Here is a 25,278-nt window from a genome sequence, read left to right as displayed (position 1 = left end):
ATAGGGAAACGGCGGCCTTTGGGGCCGCCGTTCCGGTCGTCTGGGATCAGGCGGACTTCTTCTTGTCGTCATCCACCTCGGTGAACTCGGCGTCCACCACGTCATCCTTCGGCGCCTCGCCGGTCGGGGCACCCTCGCCGCCCTGCTGGGCCGCGTACATGGCCTCGCCCAGCTTCAGCGAGGCCTGCGCCAGCGCCTGGGTCTTGGCCTGGATGGCGTCCACGTCCTCGCTGGTCAGCGCCGCCTTCAGCTCGGTCAGGCCGGTCTCGATGGCGGTCTTCTCGGGCGCGCCGACCTTGTCGCCGTGCTCGGAAAGGGCCTTCTCGGTGGAGTGGACCAGAGCCTCGCCGTGGTTCTTGGCTTCCGCCAGAGCCCGGCGCTTCTTGTCGTCCGCCGCGTGGCTTTCCGCGTCCTTCACCATCTTCTCGATGTCGGCGTCGTTGAGACCGCCGGAGGCCTGGATGCGGATCTGCTGCTCCTTACCGGTGCCCTTGTCCTTGGCGGACACCTGCACGATGCCGTTGGCGTCGATGTCGAAGGTGACTTCCACCTGCGGCACGCCGCGCGGCGCCGGCGGGATGCCCATGAGGTCGAACTGGCCGAGGATCTTGTTGTCCGCCGCCATTTCGCGCTCACCCTGGAACACCCGGATGGTCACGGCCGTCTGGCCATCCTCGGCCGTGGAGAACACCTGGCTCTTCTTGGTCGGGATGGTGGTGTTGCGGTCGATGAGGCGGGTGAACACGCCGCCCAGCGTCTCGATGCCCAGCGAGAGCGGGGTCACGTCGAGCAGCAGCACGTCCTTCACGTCGCCCTGGAGCACGCCGGCCTGGATGGCGGCGCCGATGGCGACCACTTCATCCGGGTTGACGCCCTTGTGGGGCTCCTTGCCGAAGAACTGCTTCACCATCTCCTGGACCTTGGGCATGCGGGTCATGCCGCCCACCAGCACCACTTCGTCGATCTGGCCGGCGGAGAGGCCCGCATCCTTCAGCGCGAGCCGGCAGGGCTCCATGGTGCGCTGGATCAGGTCTTCCACCAGCGCCTCGAACTTGGCGCGGGTCAGCTTCATGGTCAGGTGCTTGGGGCCCGACGCATCGGCGGTGATGAAGGGCAGGTTGATCTCGGTCTGGGTCGCGGACGACAGCTCGATCTTGGCCTTCTCGGACGCTTCCTTGAGGCGCTGGAGGGCGAGCTTGTCGTTGCGCAGGTCGATGCCCTGCTCCTTCTTGAACTCATCCGCCAGGTAGTTCACCAGGCGCATGTCGAAGTCCTCGCCGCCGAGGAAGGTGTCGCCGTTGGTGGACTTCACCTCGAACACGCCGTCGCCGATCTCCAGCACGGACACGTCGAAGGTGCCGCCGCCAAGGTCATAGACCGCGATGGTGCCGGTGTTCTTCTTGTCGAGGCCGTAGGCCAGCGCAGCGGCGGTCGGCTCGTTGATGATGCGCAGGACTTCGAGGCCGGCGATCCTGCCGGCGTCCTTGGTGGCCTGGCGCTGGGCGTCGTTGAAGTAAGCGGGGACGGTGATGACCGCCTTCTCCACCTTCTCGCCCAGGAACGCCTCGGCGGTTTCCTTCATCTTCTGGAGGATGAAGGCGGACACCTGCGAGGGGGAATACTTCTTGCCGTCCGCCTCGACCCAGGCATCGCCATTGTCGGCGCGCACGATGGAGTAGGGGACGAGCTTCTTGTCCTTCTCGACGGTCGGGTCGTCATAGCGGCGGCCGATGAGGCGCTTCACCGCGAAGAAGGTGCGCTCCGGATTGGTGACACCCTGACGCTTGGCCGGCTGGCCCACCAGGCGCTCACCGTCTTCCGTGAAGGCGACGATGGACGGCGTGGTGCGCGCGCCCTCGGCGTTCTCGATGACTTTGGGGCTGGCGCCCTCCATCACCGCGACGCAGGAATTGGTGGTGCCGAGGTCGATGCCGATGATCTTGGACATGTACTTCTCCTTGTCGGCAGGTCGGCCGGGCCATGAAGCGCCCGATGGGAGACACGGAAGGCCAATCCCCGCATATCCCGCCGACCCCCTATTTGAATTGGGGTACGCCGCAGCTGACGGCGTTCGAAAGCCGATATAGGAGGGCGCTTCAGACGCCGCAAGGCGTGCTGCAATGCAGGCGATCGCTTTTTCAACTTCCCGCGAGGGGATTGGCAAAGACCGCGCCTTGTCAAGGCCCCACAAGGGCCCGTCGGGGCTCGCGCCGCCCCGAGAGAGGTATTCGGATCGGGCATCACGCCAACCGGGGCCGGAAGCGGCCCGCACGGCGCATGTCAGCCCCGGAACGGCCGCCCGCAGGCGGCCGGCCCGTGCCCCGATCAGTGGCCGGGCGGGAGGGTCTTCACCTCGATCAGGGCGCCAGCGCCCAGTTCCGCTGCCAGCGTCTCGGCCTCTTCCGGGCTCAGGCCCGCCACGCTGAAGGTACCGGAGGTGATGGGATCGCGCACCGCCAGCGTCACCAGCACCCGGCCCCGCACCCGCACCTCCACCTGCCCGCCCACATGGGCCTGGGTGAGCGCGGCGAGGTCGTGGCGACTTTCAGCCGTCAGTTGCACCGTCACGGCGGGGCGTCCGCTATAGGGATCCTTCAGGGCCACCGCCTTGGCGGCGGCAAGGGAGACGGTGTCCGCGCGGGCCGGCGCGGTCATCAGGGTCAGCGCACACAGCAACCCCGGCAAAATCAAAGCGAACGACGCTCTCATACCCGTGTCTCGATCCCCCCTCGTACGGCGGCCCCTCGCGCGGCGGCGGCATCCTGTCGTGACGGGAGCTTGGCTGCAACCGCCCATTTGTTTCGCCTTATTGCCGGGGCGGTCGCCAAAGTCACGCCTCCCGCCCTGTGACCAAAGTCACAGCCGGCGGCGCGCGCCCACCCTAGCCTTGCCCCATCGCCCGCCCGCATGGCGGTGCGGACCGCACCGATGGAGGCCGTCATGCCCCTGCTCTCCCGCCCCCGCCGCAGCCTCATCGCCCGCAGCCTCGCCGCCATGGTCACGGCCCTGCTCGGCCCGGCCGTCGCGCGCGCCGATTATGCCTACATCCTCACCAAGACCCTGTGCGACAATCAGGCCGACGCCATGGACTTCATGTGGACGCGCGACACCATGCCGGGGAAGCCCGTCCCATTCTATTTCGACGGCGCGAGCTTCTCGGCCGTCGGCCACACGCAGTCGCTGGATGCTTTCGACACCGTCGTCGTGTCCGCCCATGGCGCGCCGGGCGCGATCGGCGGCACCTCCTCCACGGGCTTCGCCGGCGCATTCCAGGGCCAGCATAACAGCGTGCCTGCGACGGTCTCCTTCCTGGTCTGCAGCTCGGCCTCCTCCGGCAGCGGCAATCCCAGCGCCCTGGGCGCCCTTGCGGCCAAATACCTCGACCCCACCACCGGCCTGACAAGGATCGGCACGCTCACGGGCGCGAAGAGCAGCTGCGCCCTGCGGCGGCCGACAAGTGTCGACATCACGCAGCTGAAGGAAGCCATCTATGTCGATGGGCCCGACGCCACCCCCGGCAAGCCCATCATCGCCAGCCTGCTGAAGCAGTGGGACACCCTCACCCACAGCCTGCCCGACCATTCCACGGGCACGTCCGAGGCCTTCTGCCTGAACATGATCAGCAAAAAGGCCTATGCCGACTTCGTTCCCTTTATCGAAAACACCTACGACACCTTTCACGTTGAATATATTCAGCTGATCAACAGCAGCGACACAGGCAGCCCGCGCACCAGCTGCGGCGCCGCCACCGGCACCCCGGTCTGCCCCTGAGGGTGGCGGGCGCCTCACCCATCCTCCCTCCGGTGCCACCCACCTTGCACCGGGACCTGCGCCCGGCCCGTTGGCCCATGCCACGCCGGGCGCCCCTTTTTCCGCCCGCGCCTCCACCCGCGCGGTAGCCGAAGTCACAGCCGTCGGGCCGCCCCGCGCCCGCCCGCGTCGCCCCTTTTTCCCAACCGATGCCACCCCCGCATCGGCCAGCGCCCGGTGATGCGGCTCCCGCTTCGCATGGCCGGGCGCGTCCTAATCGTCCAGCCTCAGGGCGCCGAAAGTGGCCGCCAGATGGTCGATGAAGGCCCGCACCGCAGGCGTCAGCCCCCGCCGTGTGGTGAAGACGATGTGCACGATGCCCATCTGCCCGCCCCAGCCGGGAAACACCCGCACCAGCCGCCCGCTTTCAAGGTCGACCCGGCAGACGTGATCCGGCAGCAGCGCCACGCCGAGCCCGGCGCCGGCCGCCTCGCGCAGGGCCGCAAAATCGGTACAGGTCATGCGCGGCTCATGGCGATGGTGCCTCACCAGCCCGTCCGGCCCCACCAGATCCCACACCGTCTCGCCAATCTCCTCGCCGGACCCCAGCGTCGGCAGGTCGGCGAGCGCCGCGATGTCCGCCCCCGCCCGGTTCGCCATTCCCCGCCCGGCCACGAGAATGCGGCGGGAGCGGCCCAGCGTGCGCATGGTCAGCGAGGCATCGGTGGCAAGGTCCACCCGCACCCGCAGCGCCACGTCGATGCGCTCGGCGATCAGGTCCACCGGCCGGTCGGCGGCGATCACCTGAAGGCGCACCTTGGGATGGCGGGCGAGGAAGACCGGCAGACCCGGCGAGAGCACCTCCACGAGACCGGTGGGGCTGCTGAAGCGCACCAGCCCGGCGGGCTCGCTGAGCGCCTGCGCAACGAGCGCTTCCGCCTGCTCCGCCTCCTCCAGCATGGCTCGGCAGCGGGCATGGAAGGCCAGCCCCACCTCGGTGACGCGGAAGCGCCGGGAGGAGCGCTCGATCAGCCGCACGCCGAGCCGCGCCTCCAGCGCCGCGATGCGGCGGCTGAGCTTGGACTTGGGAATGCGCAGGGCGCGGCCCGCCGGGGCGAAGCCGCCATGGGCCACTACCTGCGCGAAGAAAGCATAGTCGTTGAGATCAGCCATGGGCCGCCATCGTTCCATCAGTGGAACGATACGTGCCACAAATGCCGGCTACAGGCATCAGCGTTCTGGATCTATCTCTATTTCATCAACGACGGCACGGGCCGCCGCGGGAGCCGGATCGGGTCTGACCACACCCCATCCGCCTCCCAAGCCAAGAGACAGGACAGGATCATGAACACGTTCCAGAACAAGGTCGTCATCGTCACCGGCGGCACCAGCGGCATCGGTCTCGGTACCGCCAAGGCGTTCGCGAACGAGGGCGCCTTCGTCTTCATCACCGGCCGCCGGCAGGAGGCGCTGGACGCGGCAGTGAAGGCTATCGGCGGCAACGTGGTCGGCGTGAAGGCCGACATGTCCAAGCTCGCCGACATCGACAAGCTCTATGACGCCGTCCAGCAGCGCCATGCCCAGATCGACGTGCTGTTCGCCAATGCGGGCGGTGGCGGCTTCGCCCCGCTGGGCGCCATTGACGAAGCCCATTTCGACGACACCTTCGCCACCAATGTGAAGGGCGTGCTGTTCACCGTACAGAAGGCCCTGCCCCTGCTGAAGGACGGCGCTTCGGTGGTGCTGACCGGCTCGGTGACGGGCTCCACGGGCAATGCGGCCTTCAGCGTCTACAGCGCCACCAAGGCGGCGGTGCGCAACTTCGCCCGCAACTGGATCCTCGATCTGAAGGACCGTCATATCCGGGTGAATGTGGTGAGCCCCGGCGTGATCGACACCGCCGGCCTCAACGACCTGTTCGGCGGCGGCGCGCAGGCGGAAGGCGTGAAGTCCTCTATGCTGGCCTCCATCCCCGCCGGGCGCGTGGGCCAGCCGGAGGACGTGGCGAAGGCGGTGATGTTCCTCGCTTCCGACGCCGCCAGCTTCATCAATGGCGCCGAACTGTTCGTCGATGGCGGCATGACGCAGATCTGACCACCGGGCGGGCACCGGGGAAAGACACCCGGCGCCCGCCGTACCTTCCTTCAGTCCTTTCATGCCCTTCATTTCCGGGAGCCCCATCATGAGCGAGACCATCCAGAGCCTGATGACCCGCAACCTGCTGGACGTGTTCGGCGGCCGAGACCCGGCCCCACGCCGCGCCGCCGTGGACGCCCTCTATGCCGAGGGCGCGGTATTCGGCGATCACGGCCGCATCCACAGTGGCCGGGACGGCATAGACGCTGCCGCCGCCGCCGTGCAGGCGGCCACCCCCGGCTTCGTCTTCGCAGCGGCGGGCGAGGTGCAGACCGTCGGCAATGCACAGGATGGCGCCGGCCGCCTCAACTGGACCTATGGCCCGGCCGAAGATCCGCACCGCGTCACCGGCACCGACTTCGCATTGGTGCGGGATGGGAAGATCAGGGAACTGTATGTGTTTCTGGATGGATGAGGCGCTGTAGCTCCCCTGCTGAGCAGACCATCAGCAGATGCCGCGAGCCGGAATGACGGGGCGCCCTCACCGCCCCGGTGTCGCCACCGACAGGCGGTCCAGTGACATCATCACCGCCCGCACCTCGTCCACCATAGCGGGGAAACGCTCGGCTCCCGCATCACGCTCGGCAAGGCCGATGCCGAGACGGTAGTTCAGGATCATGGACCAGCCCGACACCGAGGCCACCCGCGTCGGCTGCGCCGCGCCGGCATCGGTGAGCTGGCCCGGCATGGCCAGATAGATGGCGGTGCCATCGGGGCCGAAGATCTGCGGCTTGCCGATCTCGGCCGCCTCCAGATCCAGCTCCGCGCGCAGCTTCTTCCTGGCCTGCGCGATGCGCGCCTCGGCCTCGTTCTCCCACGCGTCGGCCCAGCGGTCGAACGCCTCCTGCCGGGTGATGTTCGGCAGCGGGCGCACCTGCCCCTTCCCGTCACGCTGCACCAGCACATACATCCAGCGCGCCGGCCGCCCGTCCTCCCCCGCCCGGTAGCGGGCCAGATCCGCGCAGGTGAACCAGAGCGCCAGCATCTCGCTGCCCAGCAGCCCGGCCGCCGCCTCGAACGCCTCCTCGTCCTCCACCGGATCCACCCGGCACAGGCCCGCCGGCGGCACCAGCTTCAGCGCCACGCCGGGCAGGCCATCCACCGCTTGCGCCTGCGGCTCCTGCGCCCGCGCGGGATGCGGGGCGAAAGCTCCGGCCACAAGGACAGCAAGGGCAAGGACAGCAGGGGCAAGACCGGCGAAGGCAGGAAACGCGAAGACAGGAAACGCGTGGGCACCGCGCGCAATCCATCGGCTCTGCTGTCCCGCCATCCGTCACATGCTCCGTTGAAAGCCTGCCCGGCGACCGGGATCCGCACGAACCCGATACCGCCTTGATTCTGCTGTAGAAACCATACCTTATGTTGCCTCTTCCGCTGCCTCAAGGCGCAGGGCGCAGCGTCACCCGGCGTGGCAGCGGGATGGCTCTGCGCCGGAACGAAAGGGCGAGGGTGGCCTTCACCCTCTGCCTGCCTCTTCACTGCCCCCATACCCGAGCCCGGAGTGTCGCCGTGTCCCTTCTCCCGCCCCGTGACGCCACCACCGCCCTGATCGCCGTGGATCTTCAGGTGGATTTCCTGCCCGGCGGCGCGCTGGCCGTGCCCGATGGGGATCACGTGGTGCCGCTGGCCAACCGGCTGGGGGACACATTCGAGACCGTGGTCCTGACGCAGGATTGGCATCCGCCGGGCCACATCTCGTTCGCCTCCAGCCATCCCGGCAAGGCGCCGCTGGAGCTGATCGATCTGCCCTATGGCCCGCAGGCGCTGTGGCCGGACCATTGCGTGCGCGGCACGCCCGGCGCCGAGCTGGCGCCGGGGCTCGCCATCCCCAAGGCGCAGTTGGTGATCCGCAAGGGCCACCACCACCATGTGGACAGCTATTCCACCTTCACCGAGGCCGACCGCACCACCCCCACGGGCCTGACCGGCTATCTGCGGGCGCGGGGCATTTCCAACGTGGTGCTGATGGGGCTGGCGCTGGATTTCTGCGTCGCCTGGTCGGCGGTGGACGCGGTTGCCGAGGGTTTCACCACTTACGTGATCGAGGATGCCTGCCGGGCCATCGACACCCATGGCTCGCTGGACAAGGCACGGGCCGACATGAGTGCGGCCGGCGTGCAGGTATTGAGCATTGCATCATTTATGGGGTGACAGCCTCCCGGCGGGGCGAGAGGGGGCAAGCGCGGTCGCGGAAGAGACGCGACGGTGGGGCGCGCGACCTGACCGTTAAATCGCAAGAGATTGATTATCCTCGCTCAGTGGCGAGAAACATCGCACGCCATCCATCCCGCAATGTCCCATCCGGGGGCCATGTCCCTGTTCCATGCCCACAGGGACAGGGGAACATGGCACGGACAGCCGGGGACAAGCATGTGCCATCCCCGCCTGTCCGTGTGACAGCGTGCCATTTCAGGCCATGCTCATCCGGTCCTGGCGAAGGGGCTCAGGGCAGGACCTGAATCACCCGCCGGGTACCGGGATCCACCAGCACGGTCTGGTCCGTGTCGGTCAGGATGTAGCCGTAGCGCTGGGCCTCGAAGCCGCCATAGCTGCCGGGCTGGAAGGTCTGGACGGCGACACCCGCAGGCAGCTCCGTGCCCACCGCCGGGCGGTAGGACGAACTGGAGAAACTGGTGCGCGGCGCAGGATTTTCAACCACATAGCGCTGGATGTACGTGTTCTGCTCCGGCGTCACGAGCACATAGCGATCGGGCGTCGTCACCACCGTCTGGGGCGTGACCACCTGCGGCTGGGTGACGATGACGGCGGTCTGCGCCGAGGCCGCGGCAGTGGTGCCCACAAGGGCGGCGAGGAGGGCGGCGCCCATGAGCGGGCGGCGGAAATGCTGGGACATGGAAGTCTCCCTGTCTGTTGTCAGCATCGAGAACGCCCCCGGCAAGGAGCCGTTCCCCACGCCTGCGCTTCAGTCATGAAATACCCCATTTCAGCCGCAATCGAAGACCGCGTCTTTTCTTTGCAAACACCGTCGAATGGATTGGACGCACAGCGCTTTTCTTGAAACTATCACCGCATAAAACGAAACGAATAAAGGAAGCGCCACCTGTGCCGCAGAGCATCGAAATCGCCCCCGATTGCCTGTGGTGGCCGGAACTGCTGGATCGCCCGGCCCAGGAAGCGCTGGTGGAAGAGGTGCGCGGCCTCCTGCGGGAGGCGCCTTTGTTCGCCCCCGCCATGCCCCGCACTGGCAAGCCCCTGTCCGTAAAGATGAGCAATTGCGGGCCTTTGGGCTGGGTGGCGGATGTCTCCGGCTATCGCTACCAGCCCTTCCATCCCGACACCCGCGCCCCCTGGCCCCCCATTCCCCGGAGCCTGCTGGACCTCTGGGACCAATTGACCCGCCACCCCGCACCGCCGGAAGCCTGCCTGATCAACTGGTATGCTCCCGACGCCCGCATGGGCCTGCATCAGGACCGCGACGAGACCGACCTCTCCGCCCCCGTCCTCTCGCTCTCGCTGGGGGATACGGCCCTCTTCCGTATCGGCGGTGAAAACCGTTCCGGCTCAACGCATTCCGTGCGCCTTACCTCGGGCGATGCGGTGCTGCTGGCCGGCCGCAGCCGCCTCGCCTTCCATGGGGTGGACCGCATATTGCCGGGCACCTCCACTTTGCTGGGCGCGCCGGGCCGCATCAACCTGACGCTTCGGCGCGTCACCCCGCCGGATGCCACGCTTTAGCCCGCTTCAGCGCCCAGAAACGCCCGATATTTCAGGGTTCAGGAGACTTTCATGCCTTTGCCGCTGGCCCGCCTGTCGCTGGCCCTCGCCGCGCTTCTGGTCTCCGGAAGCCTTGCCCTTGCTGCGGAAGCCGAGTTCCCGCGCGGCTCGCTGGTGGGCCTCGTGCCGCCGGAAGGCATGGGCGAGGCCACCACCTTCCCCGGCTTCGAGGATCGCGCCAAGTCCGCCTCCATCCTGATCGTGGAAATGCCTCCGGAGGCCTATGAGCAGGTGGCCGCCGGATTTACCGACGCCGCCCTCGGCACCAAGGGCATCGCGGTCGAGAAGCGCGACAACATCCCCTTGAAGGACATCAAGAATGTGCTGGTGACGGGCACCCAGACCGTGGGTCCGATCCAGGTCCGCAAATGGGTGCTGCTGGCGGGTTCGGACAAGGGCACCGCCCTCATCACCGTGCAGGTGCCCGAGGCCAACGCCGCCGCCCTGCCGGATCAGGTGGTGCGCACCACCTTGTCCACGCTGGCCTTCCGCGCCCCGCCGACCGCCGAGGAGCAGCTCAAGGCCCTCCCCTTCCAGTTGACCAATCTGGAGGGCTTCCGCCTCCTGCGGGTGCTCGGCAACACCGCTGCCTTCCTCACCGACGGGCCGAAGAACGAGTTCGACGCCGCGGCCCAGCCGCTGTTCGTGATCTCGGTGGCCGCCGGCTCCGTGCGCGACGATGAGCGGGCGACCTTCTCCGTCCGCACGCTGACCACAACGCCGGGCTTCCGCGATCTCAAGATCGAGCGCGCGGAACCCTTGCGCATCAACAACATGCCGGGCTTCGAGGTGATGGCCAACGCCAAGGACGGACAGACCGGAGCGCCGGTGAAGATCGTCCAGTGGATCCGCTTCGGCACCAATGGCTACATGCGCATGATGGGCGTGGTGAAGGCAGACGCCTTCACCGATTACTACGGACGCCTGCGCGGTATCCGCGACGGCGTGGATACCGGCGGCCCGGAAAGCCGCTGATCTCCAGAACCCCTCTCAGCAAACAAAAATGCCGCCTCAAACCGAGGCGGCATTTTCATTTCGGTTGACCTGTTGACCGGCCTCAGGAGGCTGAATTCTCGCCGGCCGGGGCTTCCGCCGCAGGCGCCGCCTTCGGGCCGCCACGGGCCACGCCCACGAGAGCCGGCCGCAGCACGCGCTCGCCGATCACGTAGCCGGACTGCACCACCTGCACCACGGTGCCGGCGACCACGGAGGGATCGGGCACCTCGAACATGGCCTGATGCAGGTTGGGATCGAACTTCTCGCCCACCGGCTCGACCTTGCGCACGCCGTGCTTCTCAAGGTTCTTCAACAGGCTGCGCTCGGTCAGCTCGATGCCGTCGATGAGCCCCTTGAGGGCGCCCTCGGCGGTCTCGCGGGTCTCCGCATCCACGGCGGCGAGCGCGCGGGCAAGGTCATCGGCCACGTTCAGAACGTCGCGGGCGAAAGAGGCGATGCCATAGACCTTGGCATCCGCAATCTCGCGATCGGCGCGGCGGCGGATGTTCTCGGCCTCGGCGAAAGCCCGCAGATACTTGTCCTTGAAGGATGCCACCTCGGCTTCGAGGCGCTCCTTCTCGACCTGGAAGGCATCGACGCTTTCCGTCGCCTCGGCGTGCTCGGGCTCGACCGCGGCATTCATGCGGTGTTCCTCGCCAGCGGCGTTACCCTGATCGCTCATGCGCTAGTCCTCTTCACGCCCGCGCCGCTTCCCATGCGGCCGGACTGATCACGAATTTGTTCCGCATATCGGGGGAGCGGCCCGAAAAATCAAGCCGCATCGGCTCCGGGAGAGCCAAGAACCCGGCTCACCACCCGCGCCGTGAAGTCCACCATGGGGACAATCCGACCATAATTGAGCCGTGTCGGGCCGATGACGCCAAGCACGCCCACCACCCGTCCCTGCCCGTCGCGATAGGGCGCGACGATGGTGGAGGAGCCGGACATGGAGAACAGCTTGTTCTCCGAGCCGATGAAGATGCGCAGGGCATGGCCTTCCTCGGCGCGGCCGAGCAGATCCACCACGTCGCGCTTGGATTCCAGATCGTCGAACAGCAGGCGGATGCGCTCCAGATCCTCAAGGGCATTGAGGTTTTCCAGCAGCTTGGCCTGTCCACGCACGATCAGCTTCCGCTCGCCCGGCCCGTCCCCGGACCAGGAGGCCAGCCCCTCCTCCACCACGCGGGCGGTCAGCGTATCGAGCTCGCGGCGCAGGTCCGCCAGCAGCGTCTCCATCTCGGAGCGCGCCTCGCCCAGCGTCCGGCCGCGGATATGGGCATTGAGGAAATTCCCCGCCTCCACCAGCGCCGAGCCGGGCAGGCCGGCAGGCAAGGGCAGTACACGGTTTTCCACCTGCCCGTCCTCGGACACGAGGATAACGAGCGCCCGACCGAGATCGAGGGGCACGAATTCCACATGCTTCAGGCGCGGATCGGTCTTGGCGGCGGTGACGACGCCCGCCCCCCGCGCAAGGCCCGAAAGCAGCGAGGAGGCCTCTTGCAGCACGCCTTCCACCGTATGCCCCTTGGCGGCTGCGGCCACCTGCGCTTCGATATTGCGCCGGTCGCGCTCGGTAACGTCGCCGATCTCCAGCAGCGCATCCACGAAGAAGCGCAGGCCGCGCTCGGTGGGCAGGCGCCCGGCACTGGTGTGCGGGGCATAGATGAGGCCGGCCGCCTCAAGGTCCGCCATGACGTTGCGAACCGAGGCGGGTGAAAGGGTCATGGGGATCAGGCGCGCGATATTGCGCGAGCCCACCGGTTCACCGGTGGCCAGATAGCTCTCCACGATCTGACGGAAGATTTCGCGCGAGCGCTCGTCGATCTGGGCCAGGGCAGCAGAGAAAGGCGAGAGGATCGGTTCAATCGGCACGGCCGCGCTCCGGTGACGTCGGTCGTTTAATATGGGGAGCGGAACGCGGCGCGTCCACGGGGCTGCGGATGGCGGTAGGCTTCCGCGGAGCGGACGATTCCGCCTCGGCGCGCCTGCGACGGACGTACATCACGAAGAAGAACAGGAACGCCGCGATCCAGAACAGGCTGAAAAGCAGTTCGAGGCCCAGACGCGCGAACGCCTGCCAGTACAATTCGGGAACTTCGCTGGTGCGGACCCAGACCTGCTTCGATCCGACCGTCCACTGGAAGCGCCCTTCTGCCATCAGGATCCAGAAGTTCCGCGCCGACGACCATGCGATCACCGGGAACACGCAAGCTGCAATGGTGAAGACGAACGGCTGTATCCAAGCCGGCCACCGGCCGTTCATGACGGCACCTGAAGGCGCGCCGCCCTGCCGCTGTCCTCGCCTGATCCCCGCCCATCCACACTCATGGTTCGCCCCGAACACACTGAAGGCCTGTCCGACTTTATAGACCATTCAGCTGCGCGGGATGAACAGACGCCGCACCGCAATGCCTCCCAACCAGATCGAGCCGGCGAGGCAGAACGTCCAGATGCCGACTCCCAACCAATATTCGCCCTGCGATCGGGCATAGCTGTGCCAGTCGCCCCCGCCGAGGCCGCCGCCGATCCACACCGTGCCGGCGGCCCATGCGATCCAGAGCTGATAGACCGAGACGAGGCCGGTGAAGACGAAGAAGGCGGCACTCAGCAGCAGCGGGAGCCCGCTCCTGCCACGCTCCGTCCCCACATTCCCGTCCCTCGCGTCCCGTGCCATCGCAGCCTCCTCCCACGCACCCGATACAGGCCGAATCTATCACGTCGCCCCGCACCTTCCGCAACGACAGACCGCCGCATCGCGCCCGCTGGCGGAACCATGGGTGATACCGCCCTTGCTCCGTGCGGCCCGCCCGCCTAAAAAGCGGCCGAACCCAAATGGAACGATTGGAAAAGCCCATGCGCCCCAGCCGCCGCGCCAATGACGAGATGCGCGCCGTCTCCTTCGAACGGGGCGTGCTGCGCCATGCCGAGGGCTCCTGCCTCGTGAAGTTCGGCGATACCCATGTGCTGGTCGCCGCCACGCTGGAAGAGCGCCTGCCGCCGTGGCTGAAGGGTCAGGGCCGGGGCTGGGTGACGGCGGAATATTCCATGCTGCCGCGCGCCACGCTGGAGCGCACCCGCCGCGAGTCGACCACCGGCAAGCAGTCCGGCCGCACGCAGGAAATCCAGCGCCTCATCGGCCGCTCGCTGCGGTCCGTCACCGATCTGGTCGGCCTCGGCGAGCGCCAGATCACGCTGGATTGCGACGTGATCCAGGCCGACGGCGGCACCCGCACCGCCGCTATCACCGGCGCGTGGGTGGCCCTGCATGACTGCCTGAACTGGATGTACCAGCGCTCCATGCTGAAGACGATCCCGCTCAAGGAGCATGTGGCCGCCATCTCCTGCGGCATCTATGAGGGCGCCCCGGTGCTCGACCTCGACTATCCCGAGGACAGCAAGGCCGAGACCGACGCCAATTTCGTCATGACCGGCTCCGGCGGCATCGTGGAAATCCAGGGCACCGCCGAGAAGACCCCCTTCTCGCAGGACGAACTGCTCTCCCTGCTGGGCCTTGCCCGCAAGGGCGTGAACGAGCTGGTGGAACTGCAGAAGCTGGCGCTTAAGGCATGAGCCGGAAGCTGGAAGGCCGGATCATCATCGCCACCCACAATCCGGGCAAGCTGAAGGAAATGCAGGAGCTTCTTGCGCCCTACGGCATCGAGGCGGTGTCGGCGGGCGAACTCAACCTGCCGGAGCCGGACGAGACCGGCACCACCTTCCGGGCCAATGCCCGCATCAAGGCGGAGGCGGCCGCCAGGGCCGCCAACCTGCCGGCGTTTGCCGATGACAGCGGCATCGTGGTGGACGCGCTCGACGGCGCGCCGGGCATCTACAGCGCCCGCTGGGGAGGCCCGCAGAAGGACTTCCGCATGGCCATGGGCAAGGTGCATGAGGAGATGGTCGCGCGTGGCGCCACCGAGCCGGCCCAGCGCACCTCGCGCTTCGTCTCGGCGCTCTGCATCGCATGGCCGGACGGGCATCTGGAGGAGTTCGAGGGCATCATCGAGGGCGAAGTGGTGTGGCCGCCGCGCGGCAACGCCGGTTTCGGCTATGATCCCTTTTTCCTGCCGGAGGGCCATACCCGCACCTTCGGCGAGATGACCTCGGAGGAGAAGCACTCCATGCCGCCGCTGGGCCTCGGCCTCTCCCACCGCGCCCGCGCCTTCCGCCAGCTCGCGCTGGCCTGCCTCGAGGGCTGATGGCGCAGGTTCTGCTTCAGGACACGGCGCCGGCGGACGACACCGCCGGCGGCTTCGGGGTCTATGTGCATTGGCCCTTCTGCCTGGCCAAATGCCCCTATTGCGACTTCAACAGCCACGTGCGGCATGCCCCGCCGGATCAGGCGCGCTATGTCGCCGCCTTCCGGCGCGAGATCGCGCATATGCGCGCCATGACCGGGCCGCGCACGGCGGGCAGCGTGTTCTTCGGCGGCGGTACGCCCTCGCTCATGGCGCCGGAGACGGTGGCCGCGATCCTCGATGCCATCCGCGAAGCCTGGTCGCTGGCGCCTGACGCCGAGATCACGCTGGAGGCCAACCCCACCAGCGTGGAGGCCGGCCGCTTCCGGGGCTATCGCGCGGCGGGGGTGAACCGCGTCTCGCTGGGCGTACAGGCCATGAATGACGACGAGCTGAAGAAGCTCGGCCGCATGCACACCGTGGACGAAGCCATGGGTGCGGTCGGCATCGCCCGCTCCATCTTCGACCGGGTGTCGTTCGACCTCATCTATGCCCGCCCGAACCAGAACCCGCAGGACTGGGCGCGCGAACTCTCCCGCGCCATCGACGAGGGCTGTGAACACCTCTCGCTCTATCAGCTCACAATCGAACCCGGCACGGCGTTCGAGAAGCTGTATTCCGCCGGCAAGCTGATCATCCCCGACGACGACCATGCCCGCGCCCTGTGGGACATGACGCAGGAGATCACCACCGCCTCCGGCCTGCCCGCCTATGAGATTTCCAACCACGCCCGGCCCGGTGCAGAGGCGCGGCACAATCTCGTCTACTGGCGCTATGGGCTTTATGCGGGCGTCGGCCCCGGTGCGCACGGGCGCGTAGGGATGAACGGCGAGCGCCGCGCCACTTTCACCGAGCGCCATCCGGAGGGCTGGCTCAAGGCGGTGGAGGCCAACGGGCACGGCATGGTGTCCGAAGAGGTTCTGACCCGGCCCGAGCAGGCGGACGAGATGCTGCTCATGGGCCTGCGGCTCGCGGAAGGCGTAGACCTCGCCCGCCATGCCATGCTGGGCGGCACGCCCATCGCCCCCTCACGCATTGAGGCTCTGGCCGAGGAAGGGCTGGTGCGGCTCGACGGCACGCGCCTGAAGGTCCTGCCGCCCGGCTTCCCGGTCCTCAACGCAGTGATCGCAGCGCTGGCAGCCTGACTATCGGGGCAGGAAAGTCTTGGGAATCTCGAATTCGCCCGCCGCCTTCAGGCCGGCCTGTTCGAAGAAGGCCGGGCCGAGCTCGTTGATGACCTCTCCCCGGCACGCCATGCTCACCGGCTCCCTGCCGTTCTGCTCCATCACCACGCCCGCCAGTTCCAGCGGGCCGCCACGCGGGTTCCATTTTCCGATCGCGGTGAAGACAGTGTAGCGGATCTTCTGGTCCTCGAACCGCAGCCATGCCCCGCCGCCGCCCGAAACCATGAAAGCACCAGAGGTGAAGGCTTTCGCGGGCACGGTTCCGGCGGGCGGATAGGCCATGAGCACCCGGTCCAGATGGCCGAAGCGATAGGTGAGACGTCCCTTGCCCGGCCCGATGTCCTGCGAGGCGCAGACCGAGCCGGTGTGGCTGCCGAAGTCGCAGGAGAAAACGGCGGTCTCGTCCGACTGGCAATAGGTATCAGCCAGAGCGCCGGAGCCGAGAGCGAGGAGCCCCAGAGCACCCGCGGCGAATGCGGAAAGATGGCGAAGAAACATCAGCTCTGATCCAATCTCTCAAAGGCATCCGGGGCAACGGGCGCGGAATACGCTTACCGCTCGCTGCGCACCAGCACGTCCATCAGTTCGTCAATCTTCTTCGCCTGCTCGTCGGGATCGCCGGAGCGGATGGCATGGGCGACGCAATGGCCCACGTGATCGCGCAGCACCTCTTCCTCCGCACGGCGCAGGGCGGCGCGCACGGCGGCGATCTGGGTGACGATGTCGATGCAGTAGCGATCTTCCTCCACCATGCGGGAAATGCCCCGCACCTGTCCTTCGATGCGGTTCAGCCGTTTCAACACGGAAGATCGGGCGGGCTCTTTCATACTTGATGAGATACCCCCCAAGGGTATAAAAGGCAAGATGAGATACCCCCAGGGGGTAGTGAGATGTGATGCAGCGCAAGGCGCCGGCCGCGCATCTCCGGGAAACAGAACTCCGCTCCGCTGGAGGCGTCATGACGCACGATCACTCTTCCCCCGACGTCGGCACTCCAGAGTCCGGCGAGACGCACGGCTCCTGCTGCGGCGGCAAGGCCCCCCTCCCGCTCGACCTGACCGCGAAAGCCGCGCCCGTCGCCCACGGCGGGGATTGCTGCGCGGGGGCCGCCCCGCAGCCACTGGACCTGTCGCCCAAGGCCAAGCCGACAGCGGAAGGCCATGGCGACTGCTGTGGTGGCGCGGCGCCGCCTGCGCTCGACCTGCCGCCCAAGGCGATTGATCCGGTGTGCGGCATGAGCGTGGACATCGCCACCGCCAAGCACCGCGCCACCTATCAGGGCAAGAGCTTCTATTTCTGCTGCAACGGCTGCAAGACCAAGTTCGAGGCCGACCCGGAAGCCCAGCTCGCCAAGGCCGCCGCACGCGAGCAGGCGAAGGCGGATGCGCAGGCCAAGACGATCGCACAGACCAAGAGCACGTCCTGCTGCGGAGGGCATGACCATGACCATGCCCATCATCACGACCACGCCGCCCCCGTCGCCGGCCTCGTGAAAGATCCGGTCTGCGGCATGGACGTGGACCCGGCCACCGCCAAGTACAAATCCGAGCACAAAGGCCAGACGGTCTATTTCTGCGCCGCCAGTTGCAAGACCAAGTTCGACGCCCACCCCGAGCATTACACCGATGGCGGCAGGCCCTCGGTGGAGGATGTCCCGGAAGGCACGATCTTCATCTGCCCCATGGATCCGGAGATCCGTCAGGTCGGCCCCGGCACCTGCCCCATCTGCGGCATGGCGCTGGAGCCTGAGGTCGCCAGCCTCGACGATGGACCGAATGTCGAACTGATCGACATGACCCGCCGCTTCTGGATCGGCCTCGCACTCACACTCCCGGTGTTCGTGCTGGAGATGGGCAGCCATCTCTTCGGCCTGCACCTGCTCGACCCGCAAGTCTCCAATTACGTCCAGTTCCTGCTCGCCACGCCGGTGGTGCTGTGGGCGGGCTGGCCCTTCTTCCAGCGTGGCGTCGCCTCGGTGAAGACCGGCAACCTCAACATGTTCACGCTCATTGCCTTGGGCATGGGCGTCGCCTTCCTCTACAGCCTCGCCGGCACCTTCCTGCCCGGCCTGTTCCCCCATGCCGTTCGTGGCCATGGCGGCGCCGTGCCTGTTTATTTCGAGGCGGCGGCGGTCATTACCGTGCTGGTGCTGCTGGGACAGGTGCTGGAACTGCGTGCCCGCGAGGCCACCTCGGGCGCCATCAAGGCCCTGCTCGGCCTAACCCCCAAGACCGCCCGCCGCATCACGGCCGATGGCAACGACGAGGATGTGGCCATCGAGTCCATCCACCCCGGCGACCGTCTGCGCCTGCGCCCCGGCGAGAAGGTGCCGGTGGACGGGGTCGTGGAGGAAGGCCGCGCCGCTCTTGATGAATCCCTCGTCACCGGCGAGTCCCTGCCCGTCACCCGCGAGCCGGGTGGCGCGGTGATCGCCGGTACGCTGGTGGCCTCCGGTGGCTTCGTCATGCGCGCCACCAAGGTGGGCCGCGAGACGCTGCTCGCCCAGATCGTGCAGATGGTGGCGCAGGCCCAGCGCTCGCGCGCGCCCATCCAGCGGCTTGCCGATCAGGTGTCCGGCTTCTTCGTGCCGATGGTGCTGCTGGCGGCGGTGGCCGCCTTCGTCGTGTGGATGTGGGTGGGGCCGGAGCCGCGCATCAGCTTCGCGCTCATGGCCGCCGTGTCGGTGGTCATCATCGCCTGCCCGTGCGCGCTCGGCCTCGCCACGCCCATGTCCATCATGGTGGGCGTCGGGCGCGGGGCGCAGGCGGGCATCCTGATCAAGAGCGCCGAAGCGCTGGAGCGCATGGAGAAGGTGACGACGCTGGTGGTGGACAAGACCGGCACCCTCACCGAGGGCAAGCCCAAGGTCACTGCCATCCGCGCCACCGGCCTGCCGGAAGACGATCTGCTGCGCCTCACCGCCAGCCTCGAGAGGGCGAGCGAGCATCCCCTGGCCAACGCCATCGTCGCGGAAGCCAAGGCCCGGAGCCTCACACTCGCCGAAGCGCAGGACTTCGACAGCCCCGCCGGCAAGGGCGTGAGCGGCACGGTGGAGGGACGCCGGCTCCTCATCGGCAATGCCGACTTTCTCGCCGAGCGGGGCATCGCCACCAACACCCTCGCCGCCGAGGCGGAGGGGCTGCGGATGGAAGGCGCCACCGTCGTGTTCGCCGCCCTAGACGGCGCTCCTGCCGGCCTCATCGCCATCGCCGACCCGGTGAAGGCCACCACGCCCGACGCCCTGAAGGCGCTTGCCGCTGAAGGGGTGAAGGTGGTGATGCTCACCGGCGACATGCGCACCACCGCCGAAGCCGTAGCCAGGCGTCTCGGCATCACCGAGGTGGAAGCCGGCGTCCTGCCCGACCGCAAGGCCGAGGTGGTGCAACGCCTGCGGGCCAAGGGCGAAGTGGTCGCCATGGCCGGCGACGGCGTGAACGACGCCCCCGCCCTTGCCGCCGCCGATGTGGGCATCGCCATGGGTACGGGTACCGATGTGGCGATGGAGAGCGCGGGCATCACCCTGCTGAAGGGTGATCTCGCCGGCCTCGCCCATGCCCGCTCCCTGTCGCGCGCCACCATGCGCAACATCCGCCGCAGCCTGTTCTTCGCCTTCATCTACAATGGCGCGGGCGTGCCGCTGGCGGCGGGCGTGCTCTATCCGGTGCTCGGCCTGCTGCTCTCGCCCATGGTGGCGGCGGCGGCCATGTCGCTCTCCTCCGTCAGCGTGATCGCCAACGCCCTGACACTGCGGCGCTGGCGGCCCTGATTCCCGCTCGACGCCCGCCCCTCTCCGGCGCACCATGTGGCCGGGGGGGAGGGCTGGCTTCATATGGGCTTGCGCTGGCTGGAGAGAACAGGCACCCGCGCCGGGCATCTCGCACGAGCCGGCGGGCGCGTCCTGCTCGATCTGGCCCTGCCGCCCACCTGCATCTCCTGCAAGGGCATGGTGACGACCGCCGGCGGCCTGTGCGGCCCCTGCTGGAACGGGCTGCGCCACATTGAGCGCCCCTATTGCGAACGGCTCGGCATCCCCTTCGCTTACGAGACCCCGGAGCGGCACCTCTCCGTGGAAGCCGTCACCGATCCGCCGGACTTCGACCGGGCACGGGCCGCCGTGCTGTTCGGCCCGGTATCGCAGGATCTCGTGCACGGCCTGAAATATGGGGATCGGCTGGACTTGGCCCTGCCCATGGCCCGCATGATGGCCCGCGTCGGCAGCGGACTGCTCGCCGAGGCGGAGGTGCTGGTGCCCGTGCCGCTGCATGCACTGCGCCTCTGGCGGCGGCGCTTCAACCAGTCCGCCTTGCTGGCCCGGCATATCGCCCGCATGAGCGGCACGCCCGTGGCCCTCGACGCCCTGACCCGCCGCAAGGCCACATCCTCGCAGGTCTCGCTCAGCCGGGCGGAGCGGCGGGCGAACGTCGCGGGCGCATTCCACGTGCCCCCGGCCCGCGCCGCAAAGATCGCCGGCCGGCGCGTGGTGCTGGTGGATGACGTGTTCACCACCGGCGCGACGGTGGCAGCATGCGCCCGCACGCTGCGCCGGGCCGGCGCGGCACGCATCGATGTCCTGACCTTTGCACGGGTTGTGGACGCGATCTAAGCCGAGCTATCATGCGACGAATTCGTGACGGCATGCCGCGTCGCGATGAGGAACCTCATGAAATCGATCGTCATCTACACCAAGAATTGGTGTCCCTATTGTCATGCCGCGAAGGAGCTTTTGCGGCGCAAGGGCTGGACCTTCACCGAAATCGACCTGACCACCGACCCGACCGGCCAGCAGGAAATGGCGAAGAAGGCGGGCGGGCGCACCACCGTGCCGCAGATCTTCATCGGCGACACCCATGTGGGCGGCTGCGACGACCTCTATGCACTGGACGACGCCGGCCGGCTCGACGCCCTCATGGCCGCCTGACAGTGCCCCCGAACGCCGCGCTCCGGCGCGGCCCGGGGAACCCTGCGGGCTCCTGCCAGCTTGCCTTCCCTGTGCCGTCCGTGAGAGGAACGGCCAGAGCCGGCTCCGATCGGATTGAAGCGATCTGATCGGTGCATCCGCCTCTGAAACGTTCTCTGGACGCATCCGTCCCTGAGCTCGCATCTGCCGCCGGCCTCCCCGGCGGACGGCGCGGCCGTTCCCGGGAGCCTGACCGATGACCAGCAGTGCCGAGATACAGGACAAGCCGCGACTGCGCGTGGGGCTCGTCCAGTTGCGCTCCGGGCGCGACATCGCCGCGAACGTCGAGCTTGCCTCCGCACTGATCCGCGAGGCGGCGCAGGAGGGCGCGCGCTACGTGCAGACGCCCGAGACCACCCATCTCATGGAGATGGACCGCGCCGTCCTGTTCGAGACCCTGAAGGACGAGGCCGAAGATCCGGGCCTCGCCGCCTTCCGCGCGCTGGCAGGGGAACTGGGCATCCATCTGCACATCGGTTCGCTGGCGGTGCGGGTGTCGGAGAAGCGGGCAGCCAACCGCGCCTTCCTGATTTCCCCCGAAGGCGAGATCACCGCGCGCTACGACAAGATCCACATGTTCGACGTGGACCTGCCAAATGGCGAGAGCTATCGCGAGTCGACCGCCTACCGTCCCGGCGAGCAGGCCGTGCTGGCGGACGTGGACGACATCAAGCTCGGCCTCTCCATCTGCTACGATCTGCGCTTTCCCGCCCTCTACCGGGCGCTGGCGGAGAATGGCGCGCAGGTGCTGACCGTGCCCTCCGCCTTCACCCGGCCCACGGGTGAGGCACACTGGCACGTGCTGCTGCGCTCCCGCGCCATCGAGACCGGCACCTATGTGCTGGCCGCTGCGCAAGGGGGACGGCATGAGAACGGGCGCGAGACCTATGGCCATTCGCTGGTGGTGGATCCATGGGGACGCGTCATTGCCGAGGGCGGGACCGATCCCGGCGTGATCCTCGCGGAATTGGACATGGCAGAGGTGGAAGCCGCACGCAGCCGCGTGCCGGCCCTGCGCCATGGCCGTCGGTTCGAGATGGCGGAGGCCGCGAGCAGCCACCTCCACGCCGTGGGAGTTTCCAGGTGATCCGCTACACGTTGAAATGCGTTCAGGACCACACGTTCGACAGCTGGTTCCCCTCCGCCGACAGCTTCGACGCCCAGAAGAGCCGCGACCTCGTGAGCTGCCCCACCTGCGGCTCGACGCAAGTCGAGAAGGCCATGATGGCACCTGCCGTCTCGCGCACGGATCGCGGCACGGCCCGCCGCCCGCAATCGGCACCGGCGGCGGAAGAGGCCCCGACATCGGTCGCGCTCATGGGCGAGCAGGAGCAGGCTTTCCGCACCCTGCTGCGGGAGTTGCGCGACCATGTGACGAGCAATGCGGACTATGTGGGCGACAAGTTCGCCAACATGGCGCGCCAGATGCACGAGGGTACCCTTGAGCATCGGTCCATCTATGGCGAAGCCTCTACCGAGGACCTGAAGGCGCTGCGCGAGGACGAAGTCGAGGTCTTCCCCCTGCCCGTGCTGCCGGAAGACCGGAACTGAAGCTCTGGGTCTGCTGCCGGTAGCGCCGTCGAGACATCAAGCAACGGCAGCGCGCTCGTTCCGCCGACGACATCGCGGACCTGCGTGCCCTCGGGGCGCCCGCCCCTTCTTCCAGTTGCGCCACAGGATACAGGCTGCGACTGCCTGAGCTGAAGCTCAAGATCAAACCGAACGCGCCCGCCCCGCCTGTATGGGCCCGGCTATGAGCGGCATGATCGCGGATACTCCCGCTGGATAGACGTATATAGCCAGCATTTTAGATACGCCGATTATACCATCAACCTGCATTCGAGCCGGTAAAAGGACGATAATTGTATTGCCTTAAATTCAAATAGACCAAATAGCGGTATCCGCATCACGCATATGTGTGAGCATTGCACCGCATCAAATACACCGAATTCCCCTCTTTTCTTCGCCTGTGATGCCATTTTGGAATGGAGGGCTAGCAAATGAATCAACACCTCAAAACCACTTTTTCACCATAGATCGCCATTCCGATACCATTAGCCAAGGAATGCGGAACGCCATGCTGCATTGCATTCAATGCAAGCTCCATTCCGGATGTAATGCGCCGGCACCATCACTCGTAATGAGTGCATGAAAGGCGTATAGTTTCTTCAAGTGGAAGCTCAATAGCAGGCAATACACCCCATGGGGTGGGGGCCGAGAGTAACGCCACCCACAAACCTAAAATTTGAACTGGCCCATGGCCGGTACTGCTATCGCTTGGGGAGAGTGTCATGCATCTTGCGCGTCTGGTTCTGATGACTGCCGTCCTGGGTCTGAGTTCAGTGAGCATGGCCAATGCTCTCTCGATCGACCTCGGCATCATCGACATCAATATCGGCGGCGGCGGCAGCAACGGCGCGCCGGCCCCGGTCGCCGCTGCGGGCCTGCCGCTGCTCGCTGCACTCGGTCTCTACAAGGCCGTCCAGTGGCGGCGCCGGCGCTGAGCGCCAGGCACGCCTGAGCGCTCAGCGTACCCAAAGGCCAGATGCGGCGGAAAGACATCTTCGCCGCATTGGCCATTAAGCGATATACACATGAGTGTGGGGATAGCGAGTAACGCCCTCACAACCCGTGCGTCAAACCAGCTCAACGCCGGTAATGACATCGCTTTGGGAAGAGTGTTATGCGTATCTTGCGCCTTATCCTGCTGACTTCCATTCTAGGTTTGAGCTCGGTGAGCATGGCTAATGCTTTCACGTTCAACTTCGGCTTCATCGAAATCAGCTTCGGCGGTGGTGGTGGCGGCCATGGAGGCGGCCACGGAGGTAGTCATGGTGCGCCAGCCCCGATTGCCGCCGCAGGCCTGCCCCTGCTCGCGGCCTTCGGCTTCTACAGGGCCATGAAATGGCAGCGCCGTCGCTGAGCGTCGCGCGCGCCTGGGCGCGCCACGCCTTCGCTAGCCAGCTGCGGCGGAAGGACTTCTTCGCCGCGCTGGTTCTTATCGGATTCGCCAATGGCTTGATCAGCCGCGTGCTTGAAAGCGCGCACAATATCGGCTGGTTCGCCGGGCTGATGAATACATTCGACATCAGCGCCATTGTCTGGGTTGCCATCTATATGGTCCCGACCCAGATCTGGAAAGAAACCGACGCGCCCGTCACACGGCCTGATCTTGTGGTGGGCGCGATTTGCCTCGCCGCATTCTTCGTTCCCATCGCACAGATGAGCTGGCTGGCCCTCAGCGGCCTGTCGATCTACCTCCTGTGCTCGGGTGAGAAGGGCTCTCATCTGCGCGAGACCGGATGGCTGCTGCTGGCGCTGAGCATTCCCATGCTCTGGGCGCGCCTGATGCTGTCGGCGCTCAGCGGCCCGATCCTGCGCCTTGACGCCACCATGGTCTCGAAGCTCGTGGGCTCCACCCACGTGGACAATGCCGTGCGCTATCTGGATGGCTCGGGCGTGATGTGGATCGCGCCCACCTGCTCGTCGCTGGCGAATATCACGCTGGCCCAGCTGTGCTGGATCGCCTTCCTGACCGGTTCCCGCACGCCATGGTCGGCCCCCGCCATTCTGTGGGGCATCCTGGCCTGCATCATGGTTGCCGGTTTCAACGTGGCACGCCTCGTCATACTGGCACTCAATCCCACCCATCACGCCTTGCTGCACGGCCCCATCGGCAATGCCGTGGTGAGCTGGATCACCACGGCCGCGCTGGTGGTGTTCTGCTGGTATGGTATTCGCCTGCTCAACCCCCGGCAGGGAAACCTTGCCCATGCTTAAGGGAGCTTTCGTGGTCCTGCTCCTGGCGAGCGTGGCGCTCAAGCTGCCGAGCAGCGAAGCTCCCGCCCCGGCGACCGATCCGCTGCGGGCCACGATGATGAGCACTGCCCTGTTCCTCAAGAAGAACGGCATCACCGTGCGCAACGCCACGCAGGATCTGGATCTGCTGGTGATGCAGGGCACCGGCCCCAAGTGCAAGATGCAGGTGGCGATCGTCGCTCCGCAAGGCTGGCACAGCGGCGTCGTGCGCAATCTGGCGACACCGGAGGACGATGTCTTCTTCGTCTATACGGGCACCGTCACCGACGACCAGCCCATCTGGCGCACCCGAGCCGACCTCTACAAGACGCTTGTCCTGCAACGCCTCGGCATACACTCGACCGTCCCGCCCGTGCTGGGCGTGATCGCCGACCGGACCTGCTCGGCCCGCGCCCTGCCCTGGGGTGACATCGCCACTCAGCCGAAGGACGCCGCCAGCTGAGCGCCGGGCGCCAGCCTCAGG

General features: G+C 67.1%; 29 protein-coding genes. 18 read left to right on the top strand and 11 right to left on the bottom strand.

Annotated features, from left to right (window positions below; genetic code table 11):
* Positions 1-46: 46 nt before the first annotated feature.
* Complete coding sequence (gene dnaK, locus IEW24_RS00420) at positions 47-1,948, bottom strand: molecular chaperone DnaK (protein ID WP_188574365.1); 1,902 nt, start codon at positions 1,946-1,948, stop codon at positions 47-49.
* 377 nt (positions 1,949-2,325) lie between these two features.
* The gene (locus IEW24_RS00415; RefSeq protein ID WP_188574363.1) at positions 2,326-2,709 is read right to left on the bottom strand and encodes a SecDF P1 head subdomain-containing protein; all 384 of its coding nucleotides are present in this window, start codon (positions 2,707-2,709) and stop codon (positions 2,326-2,328) included.
* Between the two features lie 231 nt (positions 2,710-2,940).
* Here IEW24_RS00415 and IEW24_RS00410 point away from each other — a divergent pair, with 231 nt between their 5' ends.
* The gene (locus tag IEW24_RS00410) at positions 2,941-3,771 is read left to right on the top strand and encodes a hypothetical protein (RefSeq protein ID WP_188574361.1); all 831 of its coding nucleotides are present in this window, start codon (positions 2,941-2,943) and stop codon (positions 3,769-3,771) included.
* 252 nt (positions 3,772-4,023) lie between these two features.
* Here IEW24_RS00410 and IEW24_RS00405 read toward each other — a convergent pair whose 3' ends face one another.
* Positions 4,024-4,923 carry a LysR family transcriptional regulator gene (locus IEW24_RS00405; protein ID WP_188574360.1) on the bottom strand — a complete coding sequence of 300 codons (900 nt, stop codon included), beginning with the start codon at positions 4,921-4,923 and terminating at the stop codon, positions 4,024-4,026.
* A 171-nt stretch (positions 4,924-5,094) separates the two neighbouring features.
* Between IEW24_RS00405 and IEW24_RS00400 the strand changes: the two genes are divergently transcribed.
* Positions 5,095-5,844, top strand: a complete 750-nt coding sequence (locus IEW24_RS00400) for an SDR family NAD(P)-dependent oxidoreductase (protein ID WP_188574358.1) — start codon at positions 5,095-5,097, stop codon at positions 5,842-5,844.
* A gap of 88 nt (positions 5,845-5,932) precedes the next feature.
* Positions 5,933-6,301, top strand: coding sequence for a nuclear transport factor 2 family protein (locus tag IEW24_RS00395; RefSeq protein ID WP_188574356.1), 369 nt, complete (start codon positions 5,933-5,935; stop codon positions 6,299-6,301).
* A 66-nt stretch (positions 6,302-6,367) separates the two neighbouring features.
* On the opposite strand, the gene IEW24_RS00390 is transcribed toward IEW24_RS00395, so the two are convergent.
* On the bottom strand, positions 6,368-7,045 hold the full coding sequence (locus tag IEW24_RS00390) for a hypothetical protein (RefSeq protein WP_188574354.1): 678 nt from the start codon (positions 7,043-7,045) through the stop codon (positions 6,368-6,370).
* Between the two features lie 350 nt (positions 7,046-7,395).
* Between IEW24_RS00390 and pncA the strand changes: the two genes are divergently transcribed.
* On the top strand, positions 7,396-8,037 hold the full coding sequence (pncA, locus tag IEW24_RS00385; protein WP_244644062.1) for a bifunctional nicotinamidase/pyrazinamidase: 642 nt from the start codon (positions 7,396-7,398) through the stop codon (positions 8,035-8,037).
* 292 nt (positions 8,038-8,329) lie between these two features.
* Here pncA and IEW24_RS00380 read toward each other — a convergent pair whose 3' ends face one another.
* A complete protein-coding gene (locus IEW24_RS00380) occupies positions 8,330-8,740 on the bottom strand; it encodes a DUF1236 domain-containing protein (protein WP_188574350.1) in 411 nt (136 codons plus the stop codon).
* 209 nt (positions 8,741-8,949) lie between these two features.
* On the opposite strand from IEW24_RS00380, the gene IEW24_RS00375 reads away from it, so the two are divergent.
* Both IEW24_RS00375 and IEW24_RS00370 read left to right on the top strand, forming a co-directional pair.
* A complete protein-coding gene (locus IEW24_RS00375) occupies positions 8,950-9,582 on the top strand; it encodes an alpha-ketoglutarate-dependent dioxygenase AlkB family protein (protein WP_188574348.1) in 633 nt (210 codons plus the stop codon).
* A 51-nt stretch (positions 9,583-9,633) separates the two neighbouring features.
* On the top strand, positions 9,634-10,596 hold the full coding sequence (locus IEW24_RS00370) for a hypothetical protein (protein ID WP_188574346.1): 963 nt from the start codon (positions 9,634-9,636) through the stop codon (positions 10,594-10,596).
* An 82-nt stretch (positions 10,597-10,678) separates the two neighbouring features.
* On the opposite strand, the gene grpE is transcribed toward IEW24_RS00370, so the two are convergent.
* The 4 genes from grpE to IEW24_RS00350 form a co-directional block, all read right to left on the bottom strand.
* Positions 10,679-11,299, bottom strand: coding sequence for a nucleotide exchange factor GrpE (grpE, locus tag IEW24_RS00365; RefSeq protein ID WP_188574344.1), 621 nt, complete (start codon positions 11,297-11,299; stop codon positions 10,679-10,681).
* 89 nt (positions 11,300-11,388) lie between these two features.
* Positions 11,389-12,489, bottom strand: coding sequence for a heat-inducible transcriptional repressor HrcA (hrcA, locus tag IEW24_RS00360; protein WP_188574342.1), 1,101 nt, complete (start codon positions 12,487-12,489; stop codon positions 11,389-11,391).
* Positions 12,479-12,880, bottom strand: a complete 402-nt coding sequence (locus IEW24_RS00355; RefSeq protein WP_188574340.1) for a hypothetical protein — start codon at positions 12,878-12,880, stop codon at positions 12,479-12,481. The genes hrcA and IEW24_RS00355 overlap by 11 nt, the downstream gene beginning before the upstream one ends.
* A gap of 111 nt (positions 12,881-12,991) precedes the next feature.
* Positions 12,992-13,291 (bottom strand): hypothetical protein, encoded by a 300-nt coding sequence (locus tag IEW24_RS00350; RefSeq protein ID WP_188574338.1) that lies wholly within the window; start codon positions 13,289-13,291, stop codon positions 12,992-12,994.
* A 179-nt stretch (positions 13,292-13,470) separates the two neighbouring features.
* On the opposite strand from IEW24_RS00350, the gene rph reads away from it, so the two are divergent.
* The 3 genes from rph to hemW are packed head-to-tail and all read left to right on the top strand — an operon-like array spanning position 13,471 to position 16,000.
* Positions 13,471-14,187 (top strand): ribonuclease PH, encoded by a 717-nt coding sequence (gene rph, locus IEW24_RS00345; RefSeq protein ID WP_188574336.1) that lies wholly within the window; start codon positions 13,471-13,473, stop codon positions 14,185-14,187.
* A complete protein-coding gene (gene rdgB, locus IEW24_RS00340; RefSeq protein WP_188574335.1) occupies positions 14,184-14,816 on the top strand; it encodes an RdgB/HAM1 family non-canonical purine NTP pyrophosphatase in 633 nt (210 codons plus the stop codon). The genes rph and rdgB overlap by 4 nt, the downstream gene beginning before the upstream one ends.
* Complete coding sequence (hemW, locus tag IEW24_RS00335; RefSeq protein ID WP_188574333.1) at positions 14,816-16,000, top strand: radical SAM family heme chaperone HemW; 1,185 nt, start codon at positions 14,816-14,818, stop codon at positions 15,998-16,000. Before rdgB ends, hemW begins: the two co-directional genes overlap by 1 nt.
* On the opposite strand, the gene IEW24_RS00330 is transcribed toward hemW, so the two are convergent.
* Positions 16,001-16,537, bottom strand: coding sequence for a hypothetical protein (locus IEW24_RS00330; RefSeq protein ID WP_188574331.1), 537 nt, complete (start codon positions 16,535-16,537; stop codon positions 16,001-16,003).
* Positions 16,538-16,590: 53 nt separating this feature from the next.
* Positions 16,591-16,866 carry a metal-sensitive transcriptional regulator gene (locus tag IEW24_RS00325; RefSeq protein ID WP_188574330.1) on the bottom strand — a complete coding sequence of 92 codons (276 nt, stop codon included), beginning with the start codon at positions 16,864-16,866 and terminating at the stop codon, positions 16,591-16,593.
* A 131-nt stretch (positions 16,867-16,997) separates the two neighbouring features.
* Here IEW24_RS00325 and IEW24_RS00320 point away from each other — a divergent pair, with 131 nt between their 5' ends.
* From IEW24_RS00320 to IEW24_RS00280, 9 genes are all read left to right on the top strand, one after another.
* Entirely contained in the window at positions 16,998-19,805 is a 2,808-nt protein-coding gene (locus IEW24_RS00320; RefSeq protein ID WP_188574328.1) for a heavy metal translocating P-type ATPase, read from the top strand.
* Positions 19,806-19,868: 63 nt separating this feature from the next.
* Positions 19,869-20,642, top strand: coding sequence for a ComF family protein (locus IEW24_RS00315; RefSeq protein WP_244644061.1), 774 nt, complete (start codon positions 19,869-19,871; stop codon positions 20,640-20,642).
* A gap of 57 nt (positions 20,643-20,699) precedes the next feature.
* Entirely contained in the window at positions 20,700-20,957 is a 258-nt protein-coding gene (gene grxC, locus IEW24_RS00310) for a glutaredoxin 3 (protein WP_188574326.1), read from the top strand.
* Positions 20,958-21,192: 235 nt separating this feature from the next.
* Positions 21,193-22,083, top strand: a complete 891-nt coding sequence (locus IEW24_RS00305) for a carbon-nitrogen hydrolase family protein (RefSeq protein WP_188574324.1) — start codon at positions 21,193-21,195, stop codon at positions 22,081-22,083.
* Positions 22,080-22,547: a DUF1178 family protein gene (locus IEW24_RS00300; RefSeq protein ID WP_188574323.1), complete on the top strand. Its 468-nt coding sequence runs from the start codon at positions 22,080-22,082 to the stop codon at positions 22,545-22,547. Before IEW24_RS00305 ends, IEW24_RS00300 begins: the two co-directional genes overlap by 4 nt.
* 740 nt (positions 22,548-23,287) lie before the next feature.
* Positions 23,288-23,500, top strand: coding sequence for a hypothetical protein (locus IEW24_RS00295; RefSeq protein ID WP_188574321.1), 213 nt, complete (start codon positions 23,288-23,290; stop codon positions 23,498-23,500).
* Positions 23,501-23,679: 179 nt separating this feature from the next.
* A complete protein-coding gene (locus IEW24_RS00290) occupies positions 23,680-23,919 on the top strand; it encodes a hypothetical protein (RefSeq protein ID WP_188574318.1) in 240 nt (79 codons plus the stop codon).
* Entirely contained in the window at positions 23,901-24,776 is an 876-nt protein-coding gene (locus IEW24_RS00285) for a hypothetical protein (RefSeq protein WP_188574316.1), read from the top strand. Before IEW24_RS00290 ends, IEW24_RS00285 begins: the two co-directional genes overlap by 19 nt.
* Positions 24,769-25,257 carry a hypothetical protein gene (locus IEW24_RS00280; protein WP_188574314.1) on the top strand — a complete coding sequence of 163 codons (489 nt, stop codon included), beginning with the start codon at positions 24,769-24,771 and terminating at the stop codon, positions 25,255-25,257. Before IEW24_RS00285 ends, IEW24_RS00280 begins: the two co-directional genes overlap by 8 nt.
* Positions 25,258-25,278 lie beyond the last annotated feature (21 nt).

Source organism: Azorhizobium oxalatiphilum (assembly GCF_014635325.1).
Taxonomy (GTDB): domain Bacteria; phylum Pseudomonadota; class Alphaproteobacteria; order Rhizobiales; family Xanthobacteraceae; genus Azorhizobium; species Azorhizobium oxalatiphilum.
Note: the sequence above shows the minus strand (reverse complement) of the source record. Positions and strands in the feature narration are given on the sequence as shown.